Source organism: Sphingomonas phyllosphaerae FA2, from assembly GCF_000427645.1.
In the GTDB taxonomy this organism is placed as follows: Bacteria; Pseudomonadota; Alphaproteobacteria; order Sphingomonadales; family Sphingomonadaceae; genus Sphingomonas; species Sphingomonas phyllosphaerae.
Window position 1 is genome coordinate 234,906 of record NZ_KE386571.1, and the last position, 15,439, is coordinate 250,344.

The window sequence follows — 15,439 nt, forward strand, 5'->3', positions numbered from 1 at the left end:
GGTCCGTCTTCGATACGGACCCAAAACGGTTCTAAGGGGTTACATCGCTTATGGCAGACGAAAACGAGCGCATTCACCTCGAAACCGACGAAGCGCGGGCGGGCAGCACGCCCGGGATGACGCGGTATATTCTGGTGGCATCGCTGCTGCTGGTGATCGCGATCTTCGCGGCTATCCTCCTTTCCTGACGCGTCGATGTTGACGCACGGACTGGCCAAGCGGCCGGACGATACCTATCTTCACGGCTCGGACGGGCGCCAGCCAGGCATCGATCCAGCACAACGGAGCGGCATGACCAAATCCAATACGCTCGCAGACGACACGCCTGAAGCGGCGCCGATCGAGCACGTCGCGCTCTCCGATCCGGAGTTCAAGAAACAGCTGGCGCTGGTCATTCCGCATCTGCGCGCCTTCGGGCGTTCGCTGTCGGGCAACCGTGATCTTGCCGACGATCTGGTGCAGGAGACGCTGCTGAAGGCTTGGGCGGCGCGCAAGCGCTTCCAGGCCGGCACCAACATGCGTGCGTGGACCTTCATCATCCTGCGCAACCTGTTTCTCAGCCAGATGCGCCGTGCACGCTTCAAGGGCGAGTGGGACGATCTGGTCGCGGATCGCGTGCTCGCCGCGCCGGCCAGCCAGGACAAGCATGTCGAGCTGGCGGATATGCAGCGCGCGCTGATGCACCTGCCGCAGCCGCAGCGGGAAGCGCTGATCCTCGTCGGCGCGGGTGGGTTTGCCTATGAAGAGGCGGCGGAGATCTGCGGCGTGGCGGTCGGCACGATCAAGAGCCGGGTGGCACGTGGTCGCGTCGCACTCGAGGCGTTGATGGCTGGCAGCGCGCTGTCGTCGCGACGCGATCATGAGGTCGATACCGAGCGCTCGACGCTAGATTCGATCATGAGCGAAGTCGACGAACTCAGCCGGGACCGTGATTCCTAGAGATGATCATCCGCCATTGCGAGCGTAGCGAAGCAATCCAAGGTCGGACCAAGACGCCCTGGATCGCTTCGCTACGCTCGCAGTGACGTCGGTTTGGATCAGCCTCGGAAGCGCACCCGGCGCAATTGATCGAGACATGCCTCGATCTCGCACGGCATCTTCGTTTCCTTGCGGAACGCCGCGCGCAGCGGCATCGCCAGCGCGTCTGCGGCCTGCGGATCACGCACGGCATAGGCGCCATGCGGAGGGATGCTGTCGGAGGTCGCGTCTTGAACCATGATGTCGCAACGCCGGTTTTTCGCTAAGGTTGCGCCGATATGACAGATGCTGTCGCCGAGGCGCGGGCGCGCGCCGCCCGCTTTGCGCCATTTCTGGACGGGTTGATCACGCGCGAAGCGGTGACCGCCGCCGCGCTTTCCGCGGACGATTTGCCGATCGGCAAGCGGCTGCGACTGGAGCGGCGGCAGCTGGCGCTCCAGGTCGCCGAGGGCGATCTGGCGGGGACGCTCGATCTGACCGGGGTGACGGCGGCGCTGACCGACTTCGCGGACTCGGCGCTTGATCGTGCGATCACCGCGGCGATCAGCGAGCGGACGCCTGACGCTGCGGTGCACGGCTTCGCGGCGATCGCGCTGGGCAAGCAGGGCAGCCGCGAACTCAATTATTCGTCCGATATCGACCCGATCCTGATCTACGATCCCCGGACCTTGCCGCATCGCCCGCGCGAGGACGTCGCCGACGCGGCGGTTCGGATCGGCCGGCGCGTGCTGGAGCTTTTGCAGACGCGCGACGCAGACGGCTATGTCCTGCGCGTCGACCTGCGGCTGCGGCCCTCACCCGAGGTGACGCCGATCGTGATCCCGATAGATGCAGCGATCGCTTATTACGAATCGCAGGCGCTGCCGTGGGAGCGCGCCGCGTTCATCCGCGCGCGCGTCGCGGCGGGGGATCGCGACCTCGGGCAGCGGTTCCTCGACACGATCCGCCCGTTCATCTGGCGGCGCAGCCTCGATTTCGGCGCGGTCGGCGAAATCCTCGATATCACCCGGCGCATCCGCGACCATCATGCGCAGGGGCAGGCGTTCGGTCCCGGCTATGACCTCAAGCGCGGGCGCGGCGGCATCCGCGAGATCGAGTTCTTCGCGCAAATCCACCAACTGATCCACGGCGGGCGCGACGCGACGTTGCGCGCGCCGGCGACGCGCGACGCGCTGGCGGCGCTGGCCGCGGCGGGGCGGATCGACCCCGAGGACGCGCGCGCGCTGGCGGCGGCCTATACGCTGTTGCGGACGATCGAGCATCGCATCCAGATGATCGACGACCGGCAGACCCATGCGCTGCCGACCGGTGAGGGGCTCGACCGGGTCGCGCGGCTGCACGGGTTGGCGGACGGCGCGGCGTTGCTGGACCTGCTGCGCCCGCATGTCGAGCGCGTGGCGGCGACGTTCGACCGGCTCGCGCCCGCGCCGACCGCGGCGGTGCCGCACGAGGCTGGCCGGCTGGCCGACTACCTTGCCGCGGCTGGCTTCGCCGAAACCGACGATGCCGCGCGCCGGATCGTCGCGTGGCGCGAGGCGCGCTACCCGGCGCTGCGCAGCGGCGCGGCGCAAAGCGCGCTGGAGGCGGTGCTGCCCGGGCTGGTAGAGGCGCTGGCGCAGGCGCCGGTGCCGTTGATGGCGCTCAACCGGCTGGACCGGTTGCTGGAGCGATTGCCGAGCGCGATCAACATCTTCCGCTTGCTGGAGGCGCGACCGGCGCTGGCGACGTTGCTCGCGGAGATCCTCAGTCACGCGCCGACGCTGGCCGAGGCGCTGGCGCGGCGGCCCGACCTGCTCGACGGATTGATCGATGCGAGCGCGTTCGATCCGGTCGGCGACGTGCCTGCGTTGATGGCGGAGATGCGCGCCACCGAGCAGGGCGCGGACTATCAGGCGGTGCTCGACCACGTGCGCCGCGTCGTCGGCGACCGGCAATTCGCGCTGGGCACGCAGATCGTCGCCGGGCGCGCCGATCCGCTGAACGTCGCGGCGGGCTATGCGCGGGTAGCCGAGGCGGCGGTGGAGGTGCTGACCGCAGCGACCGTCACGCCGTTCGAGGAGGTGCACGGGCGGGTGCCCGGCGGCGAGCTGGTGATCCTGGCGCTCGGCCGGCTGGGGGGCGCGGCGCTGACCCATGCCTCCGACCTCGACCTGATCTACTTGTTTACCGGCGACTTCACCGCCGATTCGGACGGCGCAAAGCCGCTCGGCGCGACGCTGTATTTCACGCGGCTCGCGCAGCGCGTGACCGCCGCGCTGTCGGTGCCGACCGCGGCGGGGCCGCTGTATCAGGTCGACACCCGGCTGCGACCATCGGGCGCGCAAGGGCCGCTGGTGGTCAGCGTCGACTCGTTCGCGCGCTACCAGCGCGAAGAGGCGTGGACGTGGGAGCATATGGCGCTGACCCGCGCGCGTGCCATCTATGGCAGCCCGGCGGCGCGGGCGGCGGTCGAGGCGATCGTCGCGCGCGTGCTGCGCGGCGAGCGCGCGGAACACGACATCGCCGCCGACGCCGCGACGATGCGCGCCGAGATGGCTCAGCACAAGCCGCCGCAGGGGCCGCTCGACGCCAAGCTGCTGCCCGGCGGGCTCGTCGATCTGGAGTTCGCGGTGCATGTCGCGCAGTTGACGCGGCGCACCGCGTTCACGCCCGAACTCGGCGCGGCGATCGACGCGCTGATCGCCGAGGGGGTGTTCGCGCCGGAGCTGCGCGCCGCCTACGACCTGCTTGGCCGATTGCTCGTCACGGTGCGGCTGATCGCCCCCGATGCGCAGGAACCCGCCGCGGCGGTGACGCGCGCCTTGATCGCGCGCGCGGTGATGCTGCCCGATTGGGAGACGGTGCTTGCCACGCTGGCGACGGTGCGCGAGAGCGTCGCGGCAAGCTGGCAGGAGAGCATCGCATGGACACCCTCCCGGACGTGATCGCTACCGGCGTCGATGGCGCGCCGCTGCGGCTGCACGATCTGCCGCGTCCGCTGGTCGTCTATTTCTATCCCAAAGATGACACGCCGGGCTGCACGCGCGAGGCGCAGGATTTCTCTTCGCTGGGTGAAGACTTCGCCGCCGCGGGCGTGACGGTGATCGGCGTATCGCGCGATACCGTGGCGAAGCATGCGAAGTTCCGCGACAAACATGCGCTGACCGTAGCGCTCGCCAGCGACCTAGACGGGAGCGTTACCGAGGCGTTCGGCGTGTGGGGTGAAAAGCAACTTTACGGCAGGACCTATATGGGGATCGAGCGCGCGACGTTCCTGTTCGATCGCGATGCCAGGCTGGTGCAGGCGTGGCGCAAGGTGAAGGTGCCGGGCCATGCCGCGGCGGTGCTGGACGCCGCGAAGGCGCTGTAACGCAAGTCGACATTTCTTCCTCGTCGCCCCGGACTTGATCCGGGGCCCCGCTTCCTTTTGACAGTGGAGCAAAAAGCGGGATCCCGGATCAAGTCCGGGATGACGAACTCTGTTGGCGGGCGATGACGTGTTGATCCGGCCCACGGCCAGTCGACGTTCGCCAATCTCCTGTCTTTCTTCCGTCATCCCGACCGGATTCAAACGACGGTGAAGGCTCGAGCTGGCGACAAAACGTTGGGAATTATCCCGACAGCCCGTACGTCGACCGCGCCCGAAGCGGCCGCACTACCGCTTCTTACAACGACTCGGCGCAGGACTCCGGCGCTTGGACGCGCCCGGCGGCAGACGCTATTGCGTGATTAACCTTCTACCGCGCACAAACCTTTGCGTTCGCTGCGGCGGTTCTATCGCGGGCGGACACGGAAAAAGGGGAAGACCGGCGCGTGTCGCGCTGGTCGCAGTCTTGATCTGGGGTTCGATGACCGACACCGCTTCTTTGCCGGCCGGGCGGCCGCTTGTCCGCCTGAACGCCGTAATCGCCGGCCGACCGGCGCTGCTGCGCGGGGGCGCCGCACTTCTTCTCGGGTTCGCCGGTTATGGCGCGCTGCAAGCTTCGACGCAGGTTGCGCAGGCCGCCGGGCTGACGCCCGCCGCGGCGGCGCAGGCGCAGCGGATGCAGGCGATGGAACACAAGGTGGAGCGGATGCAGGCGCGCGTCGCCACGATCCGCACCGCTGCGCAGCAACATGCCACGCGGATCGAGCAGCGACAGGCGCTGCTGACCGCGGCGCTGACCGGGCAGGGCGATGCGCGCCGGATGGCGCTGGCGACGCTCGCGGTCGATCCGCAGGCGACGCGCGTGGCTGCCGATACGATCCGCCCGTTCCTGAAGGTCGAGCGTCGGCAGGTGGCGCTGGCGCAGGTCGCCGAGCAGCAGTTGCTCGATCGTTATGCCGCGACTGCGCAGCAGCTGCGCCAGCGCGGGATCACGCCGAGCCGCGTCGCGAAGGGCGGTTCGGCGATTGGTGGGCCGCTGGTCGAGGCGAACAGCACCGAAGCGCGCGCCGATCTCGCCGCCGACCAGCAGTTCCGCTCGCTGTTCATGACGTGGAAGAAGCTCGACCGGCTCGAGCAGGGCGTGATCGCGATCCCGTCGGTGCAGCCGGTGCAGAAGCTGCAATTCACCAGCAACTTCGGCATCCGGTCCGATCCGTTCCGCGGCACCGCCGCGATGCACGCGGGCGTCGACATTCCGGGGCCGTCGGGCACGCCGATCTATGCCACCGCTGACGGCGTCGTCAGCCACGCCGGGCGGCAGGGCGGCTATGGCAACATGGTCGAGATCAACCACGGCAAGGGCATCGCGACCCGTTACGGCCATCTTTCCAAGATCATCGTCGCCGACAACACCCGCGTGAAGCGCGGGCAGCTGATCGCGCTGATGGGCTCGACCGGGCGCTCGACCGGGCCGCATCTCCATTACGAGGTGCGGATCGACGGCCATGCGGTTAATCCGGTGCCGTTCTTGACCACCGCCGATTATCTGATGGCGGCGCAGGATCGCGCGGTCGGGCAGATCCCGGTGTCGACCAGTGGGCCGGTACCGCAGGACTGAGGGGGCGCGCTATCACCCTCACGCTGTCGCCCCGGACTTGATCCGGGGCCCCGCTTATTTTTACCGATGCGGGGATAAAAGCGGGATCCCGGATCAAGTCCGGGATGACGAAGAGGGGGATACTCTTTCCGATTGCGGCGATCGCGCCTATCTTGAACGCATGGCCACGCTCGCACCCGACATCGTCCTCACCCCTGCCGCCGCGGCTCGCGTTGCGGCGATTGCCGCGCGCCAGAACAAGCCCGCGATCCTGCGGCTCTCGGTCGAGGGCGGCGGCTGTTCGGGGTTCCAGTATCGCTTCGGCTTCGCGGATGCGCCGGAGCCCGCCGATCTGGTTGCGGAAACCGACGGCGTGCGGCTGGTGGTCGATGACATCAGTCTCGATCTCGTGCGCGGGGCCAGTGTCGATTACGTCGAATCTCTGGGCGGCGCGTCGTTCAAGGTAGAGAACCCGAATGCCGCGAGCGGCTGCGGATGCGGGACCAGCTTTTCGGTGTAGTTAGACAAGCGCGCGGACCGCGTTTAGACCGGCGCGCGTGAAGATCGTCACCTACAACGTCAACGGCATCAAGGCGCGGCTTCCGCGTCTGCTCGAATATCTCGCCGAGGAGCAGCCCGATGTGGTCTGTCTCCAGGAGCTGAAGTCGAGCGACGATACCTTTCCCGAAGCCGACATCCGTGCCGCCGGCTATGGTGCTGTCTGGCATGGACAAAAGGGCTTCAACGGCGTCGCGGTGCTCGCGCGCGGGGTCGACCCGGTCGAGCGGCAGCGCGGGTTGGCGGGCGAGCCCGAGGACGAGCATAGCCGCTATCTGGAATGTTCGGTATTCGGGCTGGTGGTCGCGTCGATCTATCTGCCCAACGGCAATCCGCTGCCGGGGCCGAAGTTCGATTACAAATTGCGGTGGATCGGGCGGTTGCAGGAGCGCGCGCGCGCGTTGCTCGCTGAGGAAGTGCCGGTCGTCTTGGCGGGGGATTACAACGTCATCCCCAACGATGATGACACCTTCTCGGTCAAGGCGATGGCGTCGGACGCGCTGATGCAGTCCGAGAGCCGACATGGCTATCGCGCGTTGCTGGCGCAGGGCTGGACCGACGCGCTGCGGACGCGCTTCCCCAAGGGCGGTGTCTGGACTTTCTGGGATTATCAGGCGGGTGCGTGGCAGCGCGACGCGGGGTTCCGGATTGACCATCTGCTGCTGAGCCCGGTGCTCGCCGACCGGCTGGTGGAGGCGGGTGTCGACAAGGCGTATCGTGGACGCGAGAAGGCCAGCGACCATGCGCCGACCTGGGTGCGGTTACGGTGACGCTGAAATGGGGCGCGGTGGCGCTTTCGCTCGCGATCGCAGCGCCTGCGGCGGCGCAGGATGCGCCGGGGGTGCGTTTCTGCCCCAATAGACCATCGCTGGGGGCGAGCGGGTGCACGACCCTGCCCGGACAGGTGCAAGTCGAGCTGTCCGGGGTCGATTGGGAGCGCAACGACGACGGTGAGACGCGCGAGGACCTGATCCGTAGCGAAGTGACCGCGCGGATCGGGCTGACTGGCAACAGCGAGGCGCAGATCGGGTGGACGCCGCTCGGCACGCTGCGTTCGCGCGACAAGGCCAGCGGCGACGTGATGCGGCAGACCGGCGTGGGCGACGTGACGCTGGGGTGGCGTCGGGCGTTAAGCCATCCCGACGGCAAGAAGCTTTCGGCGGCGGTGCAGCCGTACGTGACGCTGCCGGTCGGACATAGCGGGATCGGCGACGGCGACTGGTCGGCGGGAACCGTGCTGCCGGTGTTCTGGCGCATCAACAAGAAATGGAGCGTCGACTTTACCGGTCAGCTGGCCGCGGCGGTCGACGAGGACGGGCATGGCCGGCATTTCGACGCCACCGGCGTATTCGGCGTCGGCTATGCGTTGACCGACAGCGTCACCGCCAATGCCGAGCTTTCGGTGGAGCGCGATCAGGACCCGGCAGAGCATGTCGTGCGGACGCTGGCGGCGGCATCGGTGGCATGGAAACTAACCAAACACACCCAATTGGACGTGCTGGCAGTGGCCGGGCTGAACCATGATGCGCCCGATGCGCGGATCGCCTTCGGCGGCGCTTTGCTATTCTGACCGGCAATCGGCGTATCGCGCCGACTTTTGGCGTGTTTGGCCTGTGCAACACACCCGTCATTCGGCAAAAACCGCGGATTTCTGCGGAAAATCGGAGTTGGCACGATGGCTGCAAAGTGTCCTGCGTCCCCGATCAACGGGGCAGGGAGACCCGCCATGAAGACCATCGCCACCGCCGTCATCGCCAGCCTGTTCGCGATCGCCCCGGCCCATGCCGCGCCTAAGACCGCCCCGAATGCCGAGCCGTCGCCGGCCGCCGCCTCGACCGACATGCCTTCGCCGGCCCACAACGCCAACACCCGCTATTGCTACAACACCGAGATCACCGGCTCGCGTCTGCTGTCGCGTGTCTGCAAAACCCGCGATGCCTGGAAGCACATGGGCGTCATCGTCCCGCAGAACCTGTGATCGCCGGCACCCGGCGGGTCTCCGGCGCCGGCCGGAAACCCGCCGCCACGGGTCAGAACGTGCGTTCGTAGACCTGATAGATCTTGTTGACGCGGCTATCGATTGCGGTCGCGATCGAGTTCATGCCCTGATTGTCGTCGAGCACCCAGCCGATCTCGCCGCGCGTCGCGCCGTAATTCGCGACCGACGCCTGCCGGATCGCCTCGATCATCATGAACGCCAATTGCCCGGCGAGCCGCGAGCTTTGCAGTTCCTTGCGAACGCCCATCAGCGGCACCCGCATCGTCTGCACACGCGGCTTGCGCAGCCACCACAGCAGCTTCGCCCAGCCGAACGGCAGCAGGCTGCCGTTCAGCGGCTTGATCGCTTCGTTGAGGTCGGGAAGCGTGATCATGAACGCGACCGGCTTGCCGTCCAGTTCCGCGATGCGGATCAGGTCGTTGAAGACGATCGGCTTCAGCTTGACCCCGACGTCCTTGATCTCGGGCGGGGTGAGCGGGATGAAGCCCCAATTGTCGGACCATGCGTCGTTGAGGATGTCGAGGATGATCGCCGCCTCCTCCTCGAACTTGCCCTTGTCGACCTCGCGCACGACGATGCTCTTGTTCGCGTCGCCGGAGCGGATGATCCGCTTCACCAGCGGCGGGAATTCCTGCGTGATGTCCAGTTCGTAGGTGATGAGCTGCTTCACCGCTTCGTAGCCGGCGCGTTCGATCCACCCGCGATATTCGGGCTTGTGATGCCCCATCATGACGGTCGGCGCCTGCTGGTAACCCTTGATGAGCAGGCCGGGCTCTTCCCAGATCGACATGCTGATCGGGCCGAGCGCGCGGGTCATGCCCTGCTCGCGCAGCCAGCCCTCGGCCGTCGCCAGCAATTGCTTGAAGATGCCCTCGTCCTCGGCATCCATCAGCCCCCATTGGCCGCAGCCGGGGCCGAAGCCGCGTTCGGCCGGCATTTCGAGGCCCAGCGTATCGATATGCGCGGAGATGCGCCCGACGACTTCGCCATTTCGGCGCGCGAGGAACAATTGTGCCTTGGCATGGCTGAACCAGCCGTTCTTCTCCGGCGTGATGAGCCCCAGCGCCTCGCCCTTTAGTGGCGGAATCCAGTAAGGATCGTCCTTGTAAAGACGAAACGGCAGATCGACGAACGCCTTACGGTCGCTCTTGGACAGGACGGGAGTGATCGAGAGCTCAGCCATGTTGCTGGCGTGTAAACGGGTCACTCGATCATAGCGAGTGAACATTTATCCAGAAAGGCAAGCTGCCCGCTCCTGTTCCGGTCACCGTCTCGCCACTATGTACGGGCAATGGATATGCCCATGAACACCATGACTCTCGATCGTGCGGCCGGCGCCGCCGTGCGCGCGTCGCGCCCGACGATCGCCGACGACAAGGCGATGCTGAAGGCTGCGGCCGAGCTGACCCGCGACCTGCTGAAGCCGCGTCCCGGCATCTATTGGGCCGATCTGATCGCCTCCTCGGTGGTCGGTTACGGCGCGTTGGTGACGGCGATCGTCACCACGTCCACCGCGCTGGCGATTGTCGCGGGTGTGGTGGCGGTGCTCGCGCTGTATCGCGGGATGAGCATGATCCACGAGCTGACGCATGTGAAGCACGCGTCGTTGCCGGGCTTTCGCGCCGGGTGGAACGCGTTGATCGGCGTGCCGATGATGATCCCGTCGTTCATGTACGAAGGCGTGCACAATCTGCACCATGCCAAGACCCGCTATGGCACGTCGGAAGACCCGGAGTACCTGCCCCTCGCGCTGATGAAGCCGTGGACGCTGCCGGTGTTCATCCTCGTCTCGGCGCTGGCGCCGATTGGGCTGCTGATCCGCTTCGGCGTGCTGGCGCCGCTGTCGGTGCTGTCGCCCAAGCTGCGGGCGGCGGTGGTGTCGCGATATTCGGCGTTGTCGATCAACCCGCAGTTCCGCCGCCGGATGCCGCAGGGCGAGGAGAAGACGCGCTGGGATCGTGTCGAGGCCGCGACCGCGGTGTGGGCGCTGGCGTTGATCGTGCTGACCGCCACCGGCGTGCTGCCGCTCAAGGCGTTCCTGATCTTCCTCGCGGTCGGGTCTGGCGTGGCGCTCATCAACCAGGTGCGCACGCTGGTCGCGCATCTGTGGGAGAATGAGGGCGAGGTGATGACCGTCACCGCGCAATATCTCGACTCGGTCAACGTGCCGCCGCCGGCGCTGCTGCCGGTGCTGTGGGCGCCGATCGGGCTGCGGTATCATGCGCTGCACCACCTGCTGCCGGGCGTGCCGTATCACGCGCTGGGCGAGGCGCATAAGCGGCTGATCGGCGTGCTGGAGCCTGAATCGCCCTATTACAAGGCGAACTATCGCGGGCTGCCGGGGCTGGTCGGCAAGCTGACGATGGCGACGCTGCGGGGCCGGTAAGGGGCCTGTTCCCGCTGCAGCAGTTCACTTCCTCCGGGAAAAAGCTAGAGCTTGGGCCAAATTGTATTCGGGCCTTAATCGTCATCCCCGCGCAGGCGGGGATCCAGAACCTCTGACGTTTCGGCCCTTGCGAAGACCTGCGCGTCTGGATCCCCGCCTGCGCGGGGATGACGGCGTGGTTGGATCCCCGCCTGCGCGGGGATGACGGGGGTGATCGCTATTCCTCGGTCCTGAGCAGCACCGCCTCGCCGATCAGCAGGAACAGCAGGAACGGTGCCCAAGCGGCGAGAAACGGCGGGTAGGCGCCCAAGTTGCCCATCGCGAGCGCGAAACTGTCGGCCACAAAATAGGCGAAGCCCAGCGCCATACCGATCACCGCGCGGACGAACAGCGCGCCGGAGCGTGCGATCCCGAACGCCGCGACCGCGCCGAGCAGCGGCATCAGCACCGACGACAACGGGCCCGACAGTTTGTGCCACAGCACGCCTTCGAGCGCCTTGGTCGGGCGGCCGGCTTCCTCCAGATCGCCGATCGCCTCGCGCAAGCCCGCGAACGACAGGGCGTCGCCGTCGACATTGGCGAGCGTGAACTGATCCGGGGTGACGCCGCGGCCGACCACGGTTGCGCCGAGCCGGGTCACCTTGCCCGAGGCGACGTCGAAGCGGCGCGCCGGCCAGATGCGCCAGCCGTCGCCGTCGCGCACGCCGCGCGGGGCGTTGATGAGCCCGCGCAAGCCGCCATCGGAGTTGCGCTCGTAGACCGTCACGCCGCCCAGTTGCGCGCTCGCGCCACGCCCGCCGATCGCATCGGCCTGGATCAGATCGTCTCCGGCGCGGACCCAGACGTTGCTCCGATTGCCGCGATCGATCGGCATCGTGCCGTAATTAACCTTTTGCCACGCGCTCAGCTCGGCGGTGGCGCGGTTGACGATCCGGTCGTTGAACGCGAAGGTGACGAGCGCGATACCGACGCTGGCGATCACCAGCGGCGCGAGCACCTGATGCGCCGACAGCCCGGCGGCCTTCAGCGCCACCACCTCGCTGTTGGCGTTCATGGTGATCAGCGTCAGGATCGTGCCGAGCAGCACGGAGAAGGGCAGGAACGTAGAAATCAGCTGCGGCGCGCGCAGCGAGACGTAGCGCCATACCTCCGCATCGCCATTGCCCGCGGTGGCGAGGATGCGGCCGCTCTCGCTGAGCAAATCGAGCGTCTGGAGCACCAGCACCAGCCCGAACAGGATGCCGAAGGTGCGCGTCAGGAACAGCCGCGCCATGTAGATCGCGACGGTGCGCGACGGGAACAGCGCGGTCATGCGCGGGCCTCCTTGCGGCGGCGACCGGGCAGGTAGCGCGCCACCATCGCCCACGCCTTGCCGAAGAACCGCTCCAGCGCGCCGATCGGCTGCCCGCCCGGCACGTTGGCGATCGTATGGTACATCCACAGGATCAGCACGGCAAAGATCACGAACGGCACCCACAGGGCGATCGCCGGGTCGACCGCACCGCGCTCGCCCAATGACGCGGCATATTGATTGATCTTGTGATAGGTGACGACCATCACGATCGACAGGAACACGCCCAGTGCCGAGGTCGAGCGTTTCGGGGGCACGCCCAGCGCGACCGCGAGCAGCGGCAACAGGAACATCGATGCGACCTCGACCAGCCGGAAGTGGAATTCGGCGCGGCTGCCGTCGCGTTGTTCCACGCTGCGCGTCGAGGCGTGGCCGAGTTTCGCGAGTTCGGGCAGCGTATATTCGAGGTTCTTGCCGCCGCGGGTGCGGAAGCTCTCGAAGCGGGGCAGGTTGATCGGCAGATCGTGCGACGTGAAGGTCAGCGTGCGCGGGGTCGTGAAATCGGGGCGATTGTGGATCATCGTGCCGTTGGTCAGCCGGAAGATGATGACGTTGGGATCGTCGGTGGCGAGGAACTGGCCGGTGGCGGCGGTGACGCCGACCCAATCGCCCTTGGGCGAGCGGGCATGGACGAAGATGCCGGAAAGCTGGCGGCCACGATCCTGGCTGCGTTCGATGCGCAGCGTCATGCGGTCGCCAAGGTGCGTGAACTCGCCCACCTTGATCGACGCGCCGAGCGCGCCGGTGCGCAGCTCGAAGCGGAGCTGCTCATAGGCGTAGCGGGCCTGCGGCTGGACATAGCCGACGATCGCGATGTTGAGCGCGGCGAGCACGATCGCATAATAATAGGGCACGCGCAGCAGCCGGCCGTAGCTCATGCCGACCGCGCGCATCACGTCCAATTCGCTCGACGTCGCGATGCGGCGGAAGGCGAGCAGCACGCCGAGCATCAGCCCGATCGGAATGCCGAGACCGAGATATTCGGGGAGCAGATTGGCCAGCATCTTCCACACGACGCTGACCGGCCCCCCTTGCGTCGCGACGAAATCGAAGAGGCGGCGAATCCGGTCGAGGATCAACAGCATCGCCGAGATCAGCAACGTCGAGAACAACGGCAGCGCGATCAGCCGGGCCATGTAGCGGTCGATCGAGGTCATGGGCGGGGCAGCGCTGCCTTTGCGTGGAAGACGGGACGACCGGCTATAGGGTGCGTCGGCGGGCGCGTCAGCAGCCGATTTGGGTCATTCGGCAGCGAGCGGTGCCGGATCGTCGCCGCGCGCCGCGGCCGCGGCCACCGCACGGTCGAGCGCGGCGAGCGTGAACGGCTTGCGGAGCACCGGATGGTCGCCGAGCGCAATGCCGCCATTGGCCTCGCCCGCAAAGCCGGTGACGAACAGCACCGGCACCTGCGCGAAGGCAAGTGGGAGGTTAGCGATCATTTCCGGCCCGGTCAGCGACGGCATCAGCACGTCGGAGAGGATCAGATCGACGCGCTCCATCGTCGCCAGCACCGCGCCGACCTGAGTCGCGTCTTCGCACGCGACCGGGTGGTGGCCGAGGTCGGCGAGTGCCTCCATGGTTGACGACAGGACGCGCGCATCGTCCTCGACGACCAGGATCGCGCGGGCGGCGGTGGCGGGGATGGTCGGCGCGAGCAGCGCGGGCTGGGCGGGGGGGCGTGCGGTCGCCTCGCCCCGCCGATCGCGTGGCAGCAAGAGCGTGACGATGGTGCCCTCGCCGACGCGCGAGGCGATCGTCACTTCGCCGCCGATCTGGCGCGCGAAGGCGAAGGTCTGGCTGAGCCCGAGTCCGGTGCCCTTGCCGAGTGGCTTGGTGGTGAAGAACGGCTCGAAGACGCGATCGAGCACGTCGGGCGCGATGCCGCAGCCGGTGTCGGCGACCGACAGCGTCACGAACTCGCCGCCCGGCCGGTCCGGATCGGCGCCGCCCGACACGATGGTATGCCCGGCGCGGATCGTCAGCGTGCCGCGCCCATCCATCGCGTCGCGCGCGTTGACCGCGAGATTGACGAGCGTGTTCTCGAGCTGGACGCGATCGACGCGCGCACACCAGCCGGCGCTGTCATCCTCCAGCACCAGCGTCATGCCGTCGCCCAGCGCGCGGGTGAGCAGGTCGCTGAGCCCATCGAACAGCGTCGCCGCCGCGATCGGCTCGGGATTGATCGCGGTTTCACGCGCGAAAGCGAGCAGCCGGGCGGTCAGCGCCGCGGCCCGCTCCGCACCGTCGCGGGCGCCCTCCAGATGGCGCGCGGCCTCACCGGCGCCGGGCGGCAGATGGCGCGCGGCGAGTTCGACGCCGTTCAGCACCACCGCGAGCATGTTGTTGAAGTCGTGCGCGATGCCGCCGGTCAACTGTCCGACGGCCTCCATCTTCTGCACCTGACGCAGCCGCGCTTCCTGCGCGCGCAGTTCCTCGGTCGCGCGCGCGACCGCGTCGGCCAGCTCGTCGGCGCGCAGCCGTTCGCTTTCCGCCTCGGCGCGCGCGATCGCACGGTCGGCAAGCGCCTCGACCATGATCCAGCCCATCGTGATCCCGCCGCCGACCAGCAGCACGCCGAACACCGCCAGCACCTTCGCGATGGTCGTCGACCGGCGGACCGAGGCGCGCGCCTGCGTGGTGCGCATCTCCAGCAATAGCCGTTCGTCGGTGATGATCCCGTCGAGCGAATCGTTGATGCGGGTGAGCGCATCGCTCTGTCGTGCCTGATAGAAGCGCGACAACGCCTGGCTGTTCTTGCCGTAATTGGTGCTGAGCGCGGTCAGCGCCAGCTCGTCGCCGCGGGTGCGGAACGCCTCCTGCAAGGTCGCGACATGCGTGAGCTGGACGTCATTGTCGCGGACCAGCTTGGCGAGGCGGCTGATCGCCTGTTTCGCGCGCCGCCAGTCGTCGTAATAGACCTGTCCGAGCTGCTGGTCACCCGAGATCACGTAACGACCGAGCGATGCCTCGGCATGGGCGATCGTGCCCTGCACGGTGCGCGCCAGGATCATGACGTCGTAGCTGTGCCGCTGCGACGCGAGCGCGCGATCGCGCTTGTTGTTGACCTCGGCCAGCGTGACGACGAGCAGCGCGAGCACGATCGCGCCGGCAAGCGCCATCACGCTGAGCGTGATGGTGCGCCATGCGCCGGTCAGTCGTCCGGTGATGTCGTCGCGATCGGTCACGGCCGCGATATTAGGTTAACAAGCGTTAAGAGAAGGCGA

The 15,439-nt window shown here is 67.5% G+C and carries 15 protein-coding genes; 10 read left to right on the forward strand and 5 right to left on the reverse strand.

The window, feature by feature from the left end; translation table 11 throughout:
- Positions 1-50: 50 nt before the first annotated feature.
- Entirely contained in the window at positions 51-188 is a 138-nt protein-coding gene (locus SPHPH_RS21360) for a hypothetical protein (protein WP_028965107.1), read from the forward strand.
- A 103-nt stretch (positions 189-291) separates the two neighbouring features.
- Positions 292-939 (forward strand): sigma-70 family RNA polymerase sigma factor, encoded by a 648-nt coding sequence (locus SPHPH_RS0101530; RefSeq protein ID WP_028965108.1) that lies wholly within the window; start codon positions 292-294, stop codon positions 937-939.
- A 98-nt stretch (positions 940-1,037) separates the two neighbouring features.
- On the opposite strand, the gene SPHPH_RS0101535 is transcribed toward SPHPH_RS0101530, so the two are convergent.
- Positions 1,038-1,217, reverse strand: coding sequence for a hypothetical protein (locus SPHPH_RS0101535; RefSeq protein ID WP_028965109.1), 180 nt, complete (start codon positions 1,215-1,217; stop codon positions 1,038-1,040).
- A gap of 39 nt (positions 1,218-1,256) precedes the next feature.
- Between SPHPH_RS0101535 and SPHPH_RS0101540 the strand changes: the two genes are divergently transcribed.
- From SPHPH_RS0101540 to SPHPH_RS0101570, 7 genes are all read left to right on the forward strand, one after another.
- On the forward strand, positions 1,257-3,902 hold the full coding sequence (locus tag SPHPH_RS0101540; RefSeq protein ID WP_028965110.1) for a bifunctional [glutamine synthetase] adenylyltransferase/[glutamine synthetase]-adenylyl-L-tyrosine phosphorylase: 2,646 nt from the start codon (positions 1,257-1,259) through the stop codon (positions 3,900-3,902).
- Positions 3,881-4,327 carry a peroxiredoxin gene (locus SPHPH_RS0101545; protein WP_028965111.1) on the forward strand — a complete coding sequence of 149 codons (447 nt, stop codon included), beginning with the start codon at positions 3,881-3,883 and terminating at the stop codon, positions 4,325-4,327. The genes SPHPH_RS0101540 and SPHPH_RS0101545 overlap by 22 nt, the downstream gene beginning before the upstream one ends.
- Positions 4,328-4,805: 478 nt before the next feature.
- Complete coding sequence (locus SPHPH_RS20320; protein ID WP_238302802.1) at positions 4,806-5,942, forward strand: M23 family metallopeptidase; 1,137 nt, start codon at positions 4,806-4,808, stop codon at positions 5,940-5,942.
- A gap of 160 nt (positions 5,943-6,102) precedes the next feature.
- Positions 6,103-6,441 carry an iron-sulfur cluster insertion protein ErpA gene (gene erpA, locus SPHPH_RS0101555; protein WP_028965112.1) on the forward strand — a complete coding sequence of 113 codons (339 nt, stop codon included), beginning with the start codon at positions 6,103-6,105 and terminating at the stop codon, positions 6,439-6,441.
- A gap of 37 nt (positions 6,442-6,478) precedes the next feature.
- Positions 6,479-7,249 (forward strand): exodeoxyribonuclease III, encoded by a 771-nt coding sequence (gene xth / locus SPHPH_RS0101560; protein ID WP_028965113.1) that lies wholly within the window; start codon positions 6,479-6,481, stop codon positions 7,247-7,249.
- Positions 7,246-8,049 (forward strand): transporter, encoded by an 804-nt coding sequence (locus tag SPHPH_RS18605; RefSeq protein ID WP_051272774.1) that lies wholly within the window; start codon positions 7,246-7,248, stop codon positions 8,047-8,049. The genes xth and SPHPH_RS18605 overlap by 4 nt, the downstream gene beginning before the upstream one ends.
- Positions 8,050-8,205: 156 nt before the next feature.
- The gene (locus SPHPH_RS0101570; RefSeq protein WP_028965114.1) at positions 8,206-8,457 is read left to right on the forward strand and encodes a hypothetical protein; all 252 of its coding nucleotides are present in this window, start codon (positions 8,206-8,208) and stop codon (positions 8,455-8,457) included.
- A 52-nt stretch (positions 8,458-8,509) separates the two neighbouring features.
- On the opposite strand, the gene SPHPH_RS0101575 is transcribed toward SPHPH_RS0101570, so the two are convergent.
- The gene (locus SPHPH_RS0101575) at positions 8,510-9,661 is read right to left on the reverse strand and encodes a hypothetical protein (RefSeq protein WP_028965115.1); all 1,152 of its coding nucleotides are present in this window, start codon (positions 9,659-9,661) and stop codon (positions 8,510-8,512) included.
- Between the two features lie 120 nt (positions 9,662-9,781).
- Between SPHPH_RS0101575 and SPHPH_RS0101580 the strand changes: the two genes are divergently transcribed.
- Positions 9,782-10,864 carry a fatty acid desaturase family protein gene (locus SPHPH_RS0101580; protein WP_028965116.1) on the forward strand — a complete coding sequence of 361 codons (1,083 nt, stop codon included), beginning with the start codon at positions 9,782-9,784 and terminating at the stop codon, positions 10,862-10,864.
- Positions 10,865-11,081: 217 nt separating this feature from the next.
- Here SPHPH_RS0101580 and lptG read toward each other — a convergent pair whose 3' ends face one another.
- The 3 genes from lptG to SPHPH_RS0101595 form a co-directional block, all read right to left on the reverse strand.
- Positions 11,082-12,176, reverse strand: a complete 1,095-nt coding sequence (gene lptG, locus SPHPH_RS0101585) for an LPS export ABC transporter permease LptG (protein ID WP_028965117.1) — start codon at positions 12,174-12,176, stop codon at positions 11,082-11,084.
- Positions 12,173-13,372: an LPS export ABC transporter permease LptF gene (gene lptF, locus SPHPH_RS0101590; RefSeq protein ID WP_028965118.1), complete on the reverse strand. Its 1,200-nt coding sequence runs from the start codon at positions 13,370-13,372 to the stop codon at positions 12,173-12,175. Before lptF ends, lptG begins: the two co-directional genes overlap by 4 nt.
- 84 nt (positions 13,373-13,456) lie before the next feature.
- Complete coding sequence (locus tag SPHPH_RS0101595; RefSeq protein WP_337587813.1) at positions 13,457-15,400, reverse strand: ATP-binding protein; 1,944 nt, start codon at positions 15,398-15,400, stop codon at positions 13,457-13,459.
- Between the last annotated feature and the right edge of the window lie 39 nt (positions 15,401-15,439).

Bases quoted from the DNA above. Each gene is read 5' to 3' on its own strand.
- SPHPH_RS21360 (WP_028965107.1), top strand. From the start codon at position 51: ATGGCAGACGAAAACGAGCGCATTCACCTCGAAACCGACGAAGCGCGG.
- SPHPH_RS0101530 (WP_028965108.1), top strand. From the start codon at position 292: ATGACCAAATCCAATACGCTCGCAGACGACACGCCTGAAGCGGCGCCG.
- SPHPH_RS0101535 (WP_028965109.1), bottom strand. From the start codon at position 1,217: ATGGTTCAAGACGCGACCTCCGACAGCATCCCTCCGCATGGCGCCTAT.
- SPHPH_RS0101540 (WP_028965110.1), top strand. From the start codon at position 1,257: ATGACAGATGCTGTCGCCGAGGCGCGGGCGCGCGCCGCCCGCTTTGCG.
- SPHPH_RS0101545 (WP_028965111.1), top strand. From the start codon at position 3,881: ATGGACACCCTCCCGGACGTGATCGCTACCGGCGTCGATGGCGCGCCG.
- SPHPH_RS20320 (WP_238302802.1), top strand. From the start codon at position 4,806: ATGACCGACACCGCTTCTTTGCCGGCCGGGCGGCCGCTTGTCCGCCTG.
- erpA (WP_028965112.1), top strand. From the start codon at position 6,103: ATGGCCACGCTCGCACCCGACATCGTCCTCACCCCTGCCGCCGCGGCT.
- SPHPH_RS0101570 (WP_028965114.1), top strand. From the start codon at position 8,206: ATGAAGACCATCGCCACCGCCGTCATCGCCAGCCTGTTCGCGATCGCC.
- SPHPH_RS0101575 (WP_028965115.1), bottom strand. From the start codon at position 9,661: ATGGCTGAGCTCTCGATCACTCCCGTCCTGTCCAAGAGCGACCGTAAG.
- SPHPH_RS0101580 (WP_028965116.1), top strand. From the start codon at position 9,782: ATGAACACCATGACTCTCGATCGTGCGGCCGGCGCCGCCGTGCGCGCG.
- lptG (WP_028965117.1), bottom strand. From the start codon at position 12,176: ATGACCGCGCTGTTCCCGTCGCGCACCGTCGCGATCTACATGGCGCGG.
- lptF (WP_028965118.1), bottom strand. From the start codon at position 13,372: ATGACCTCGATCGACCGCTACATGGCCCGGCTGATCGCGCTGCCGTTG.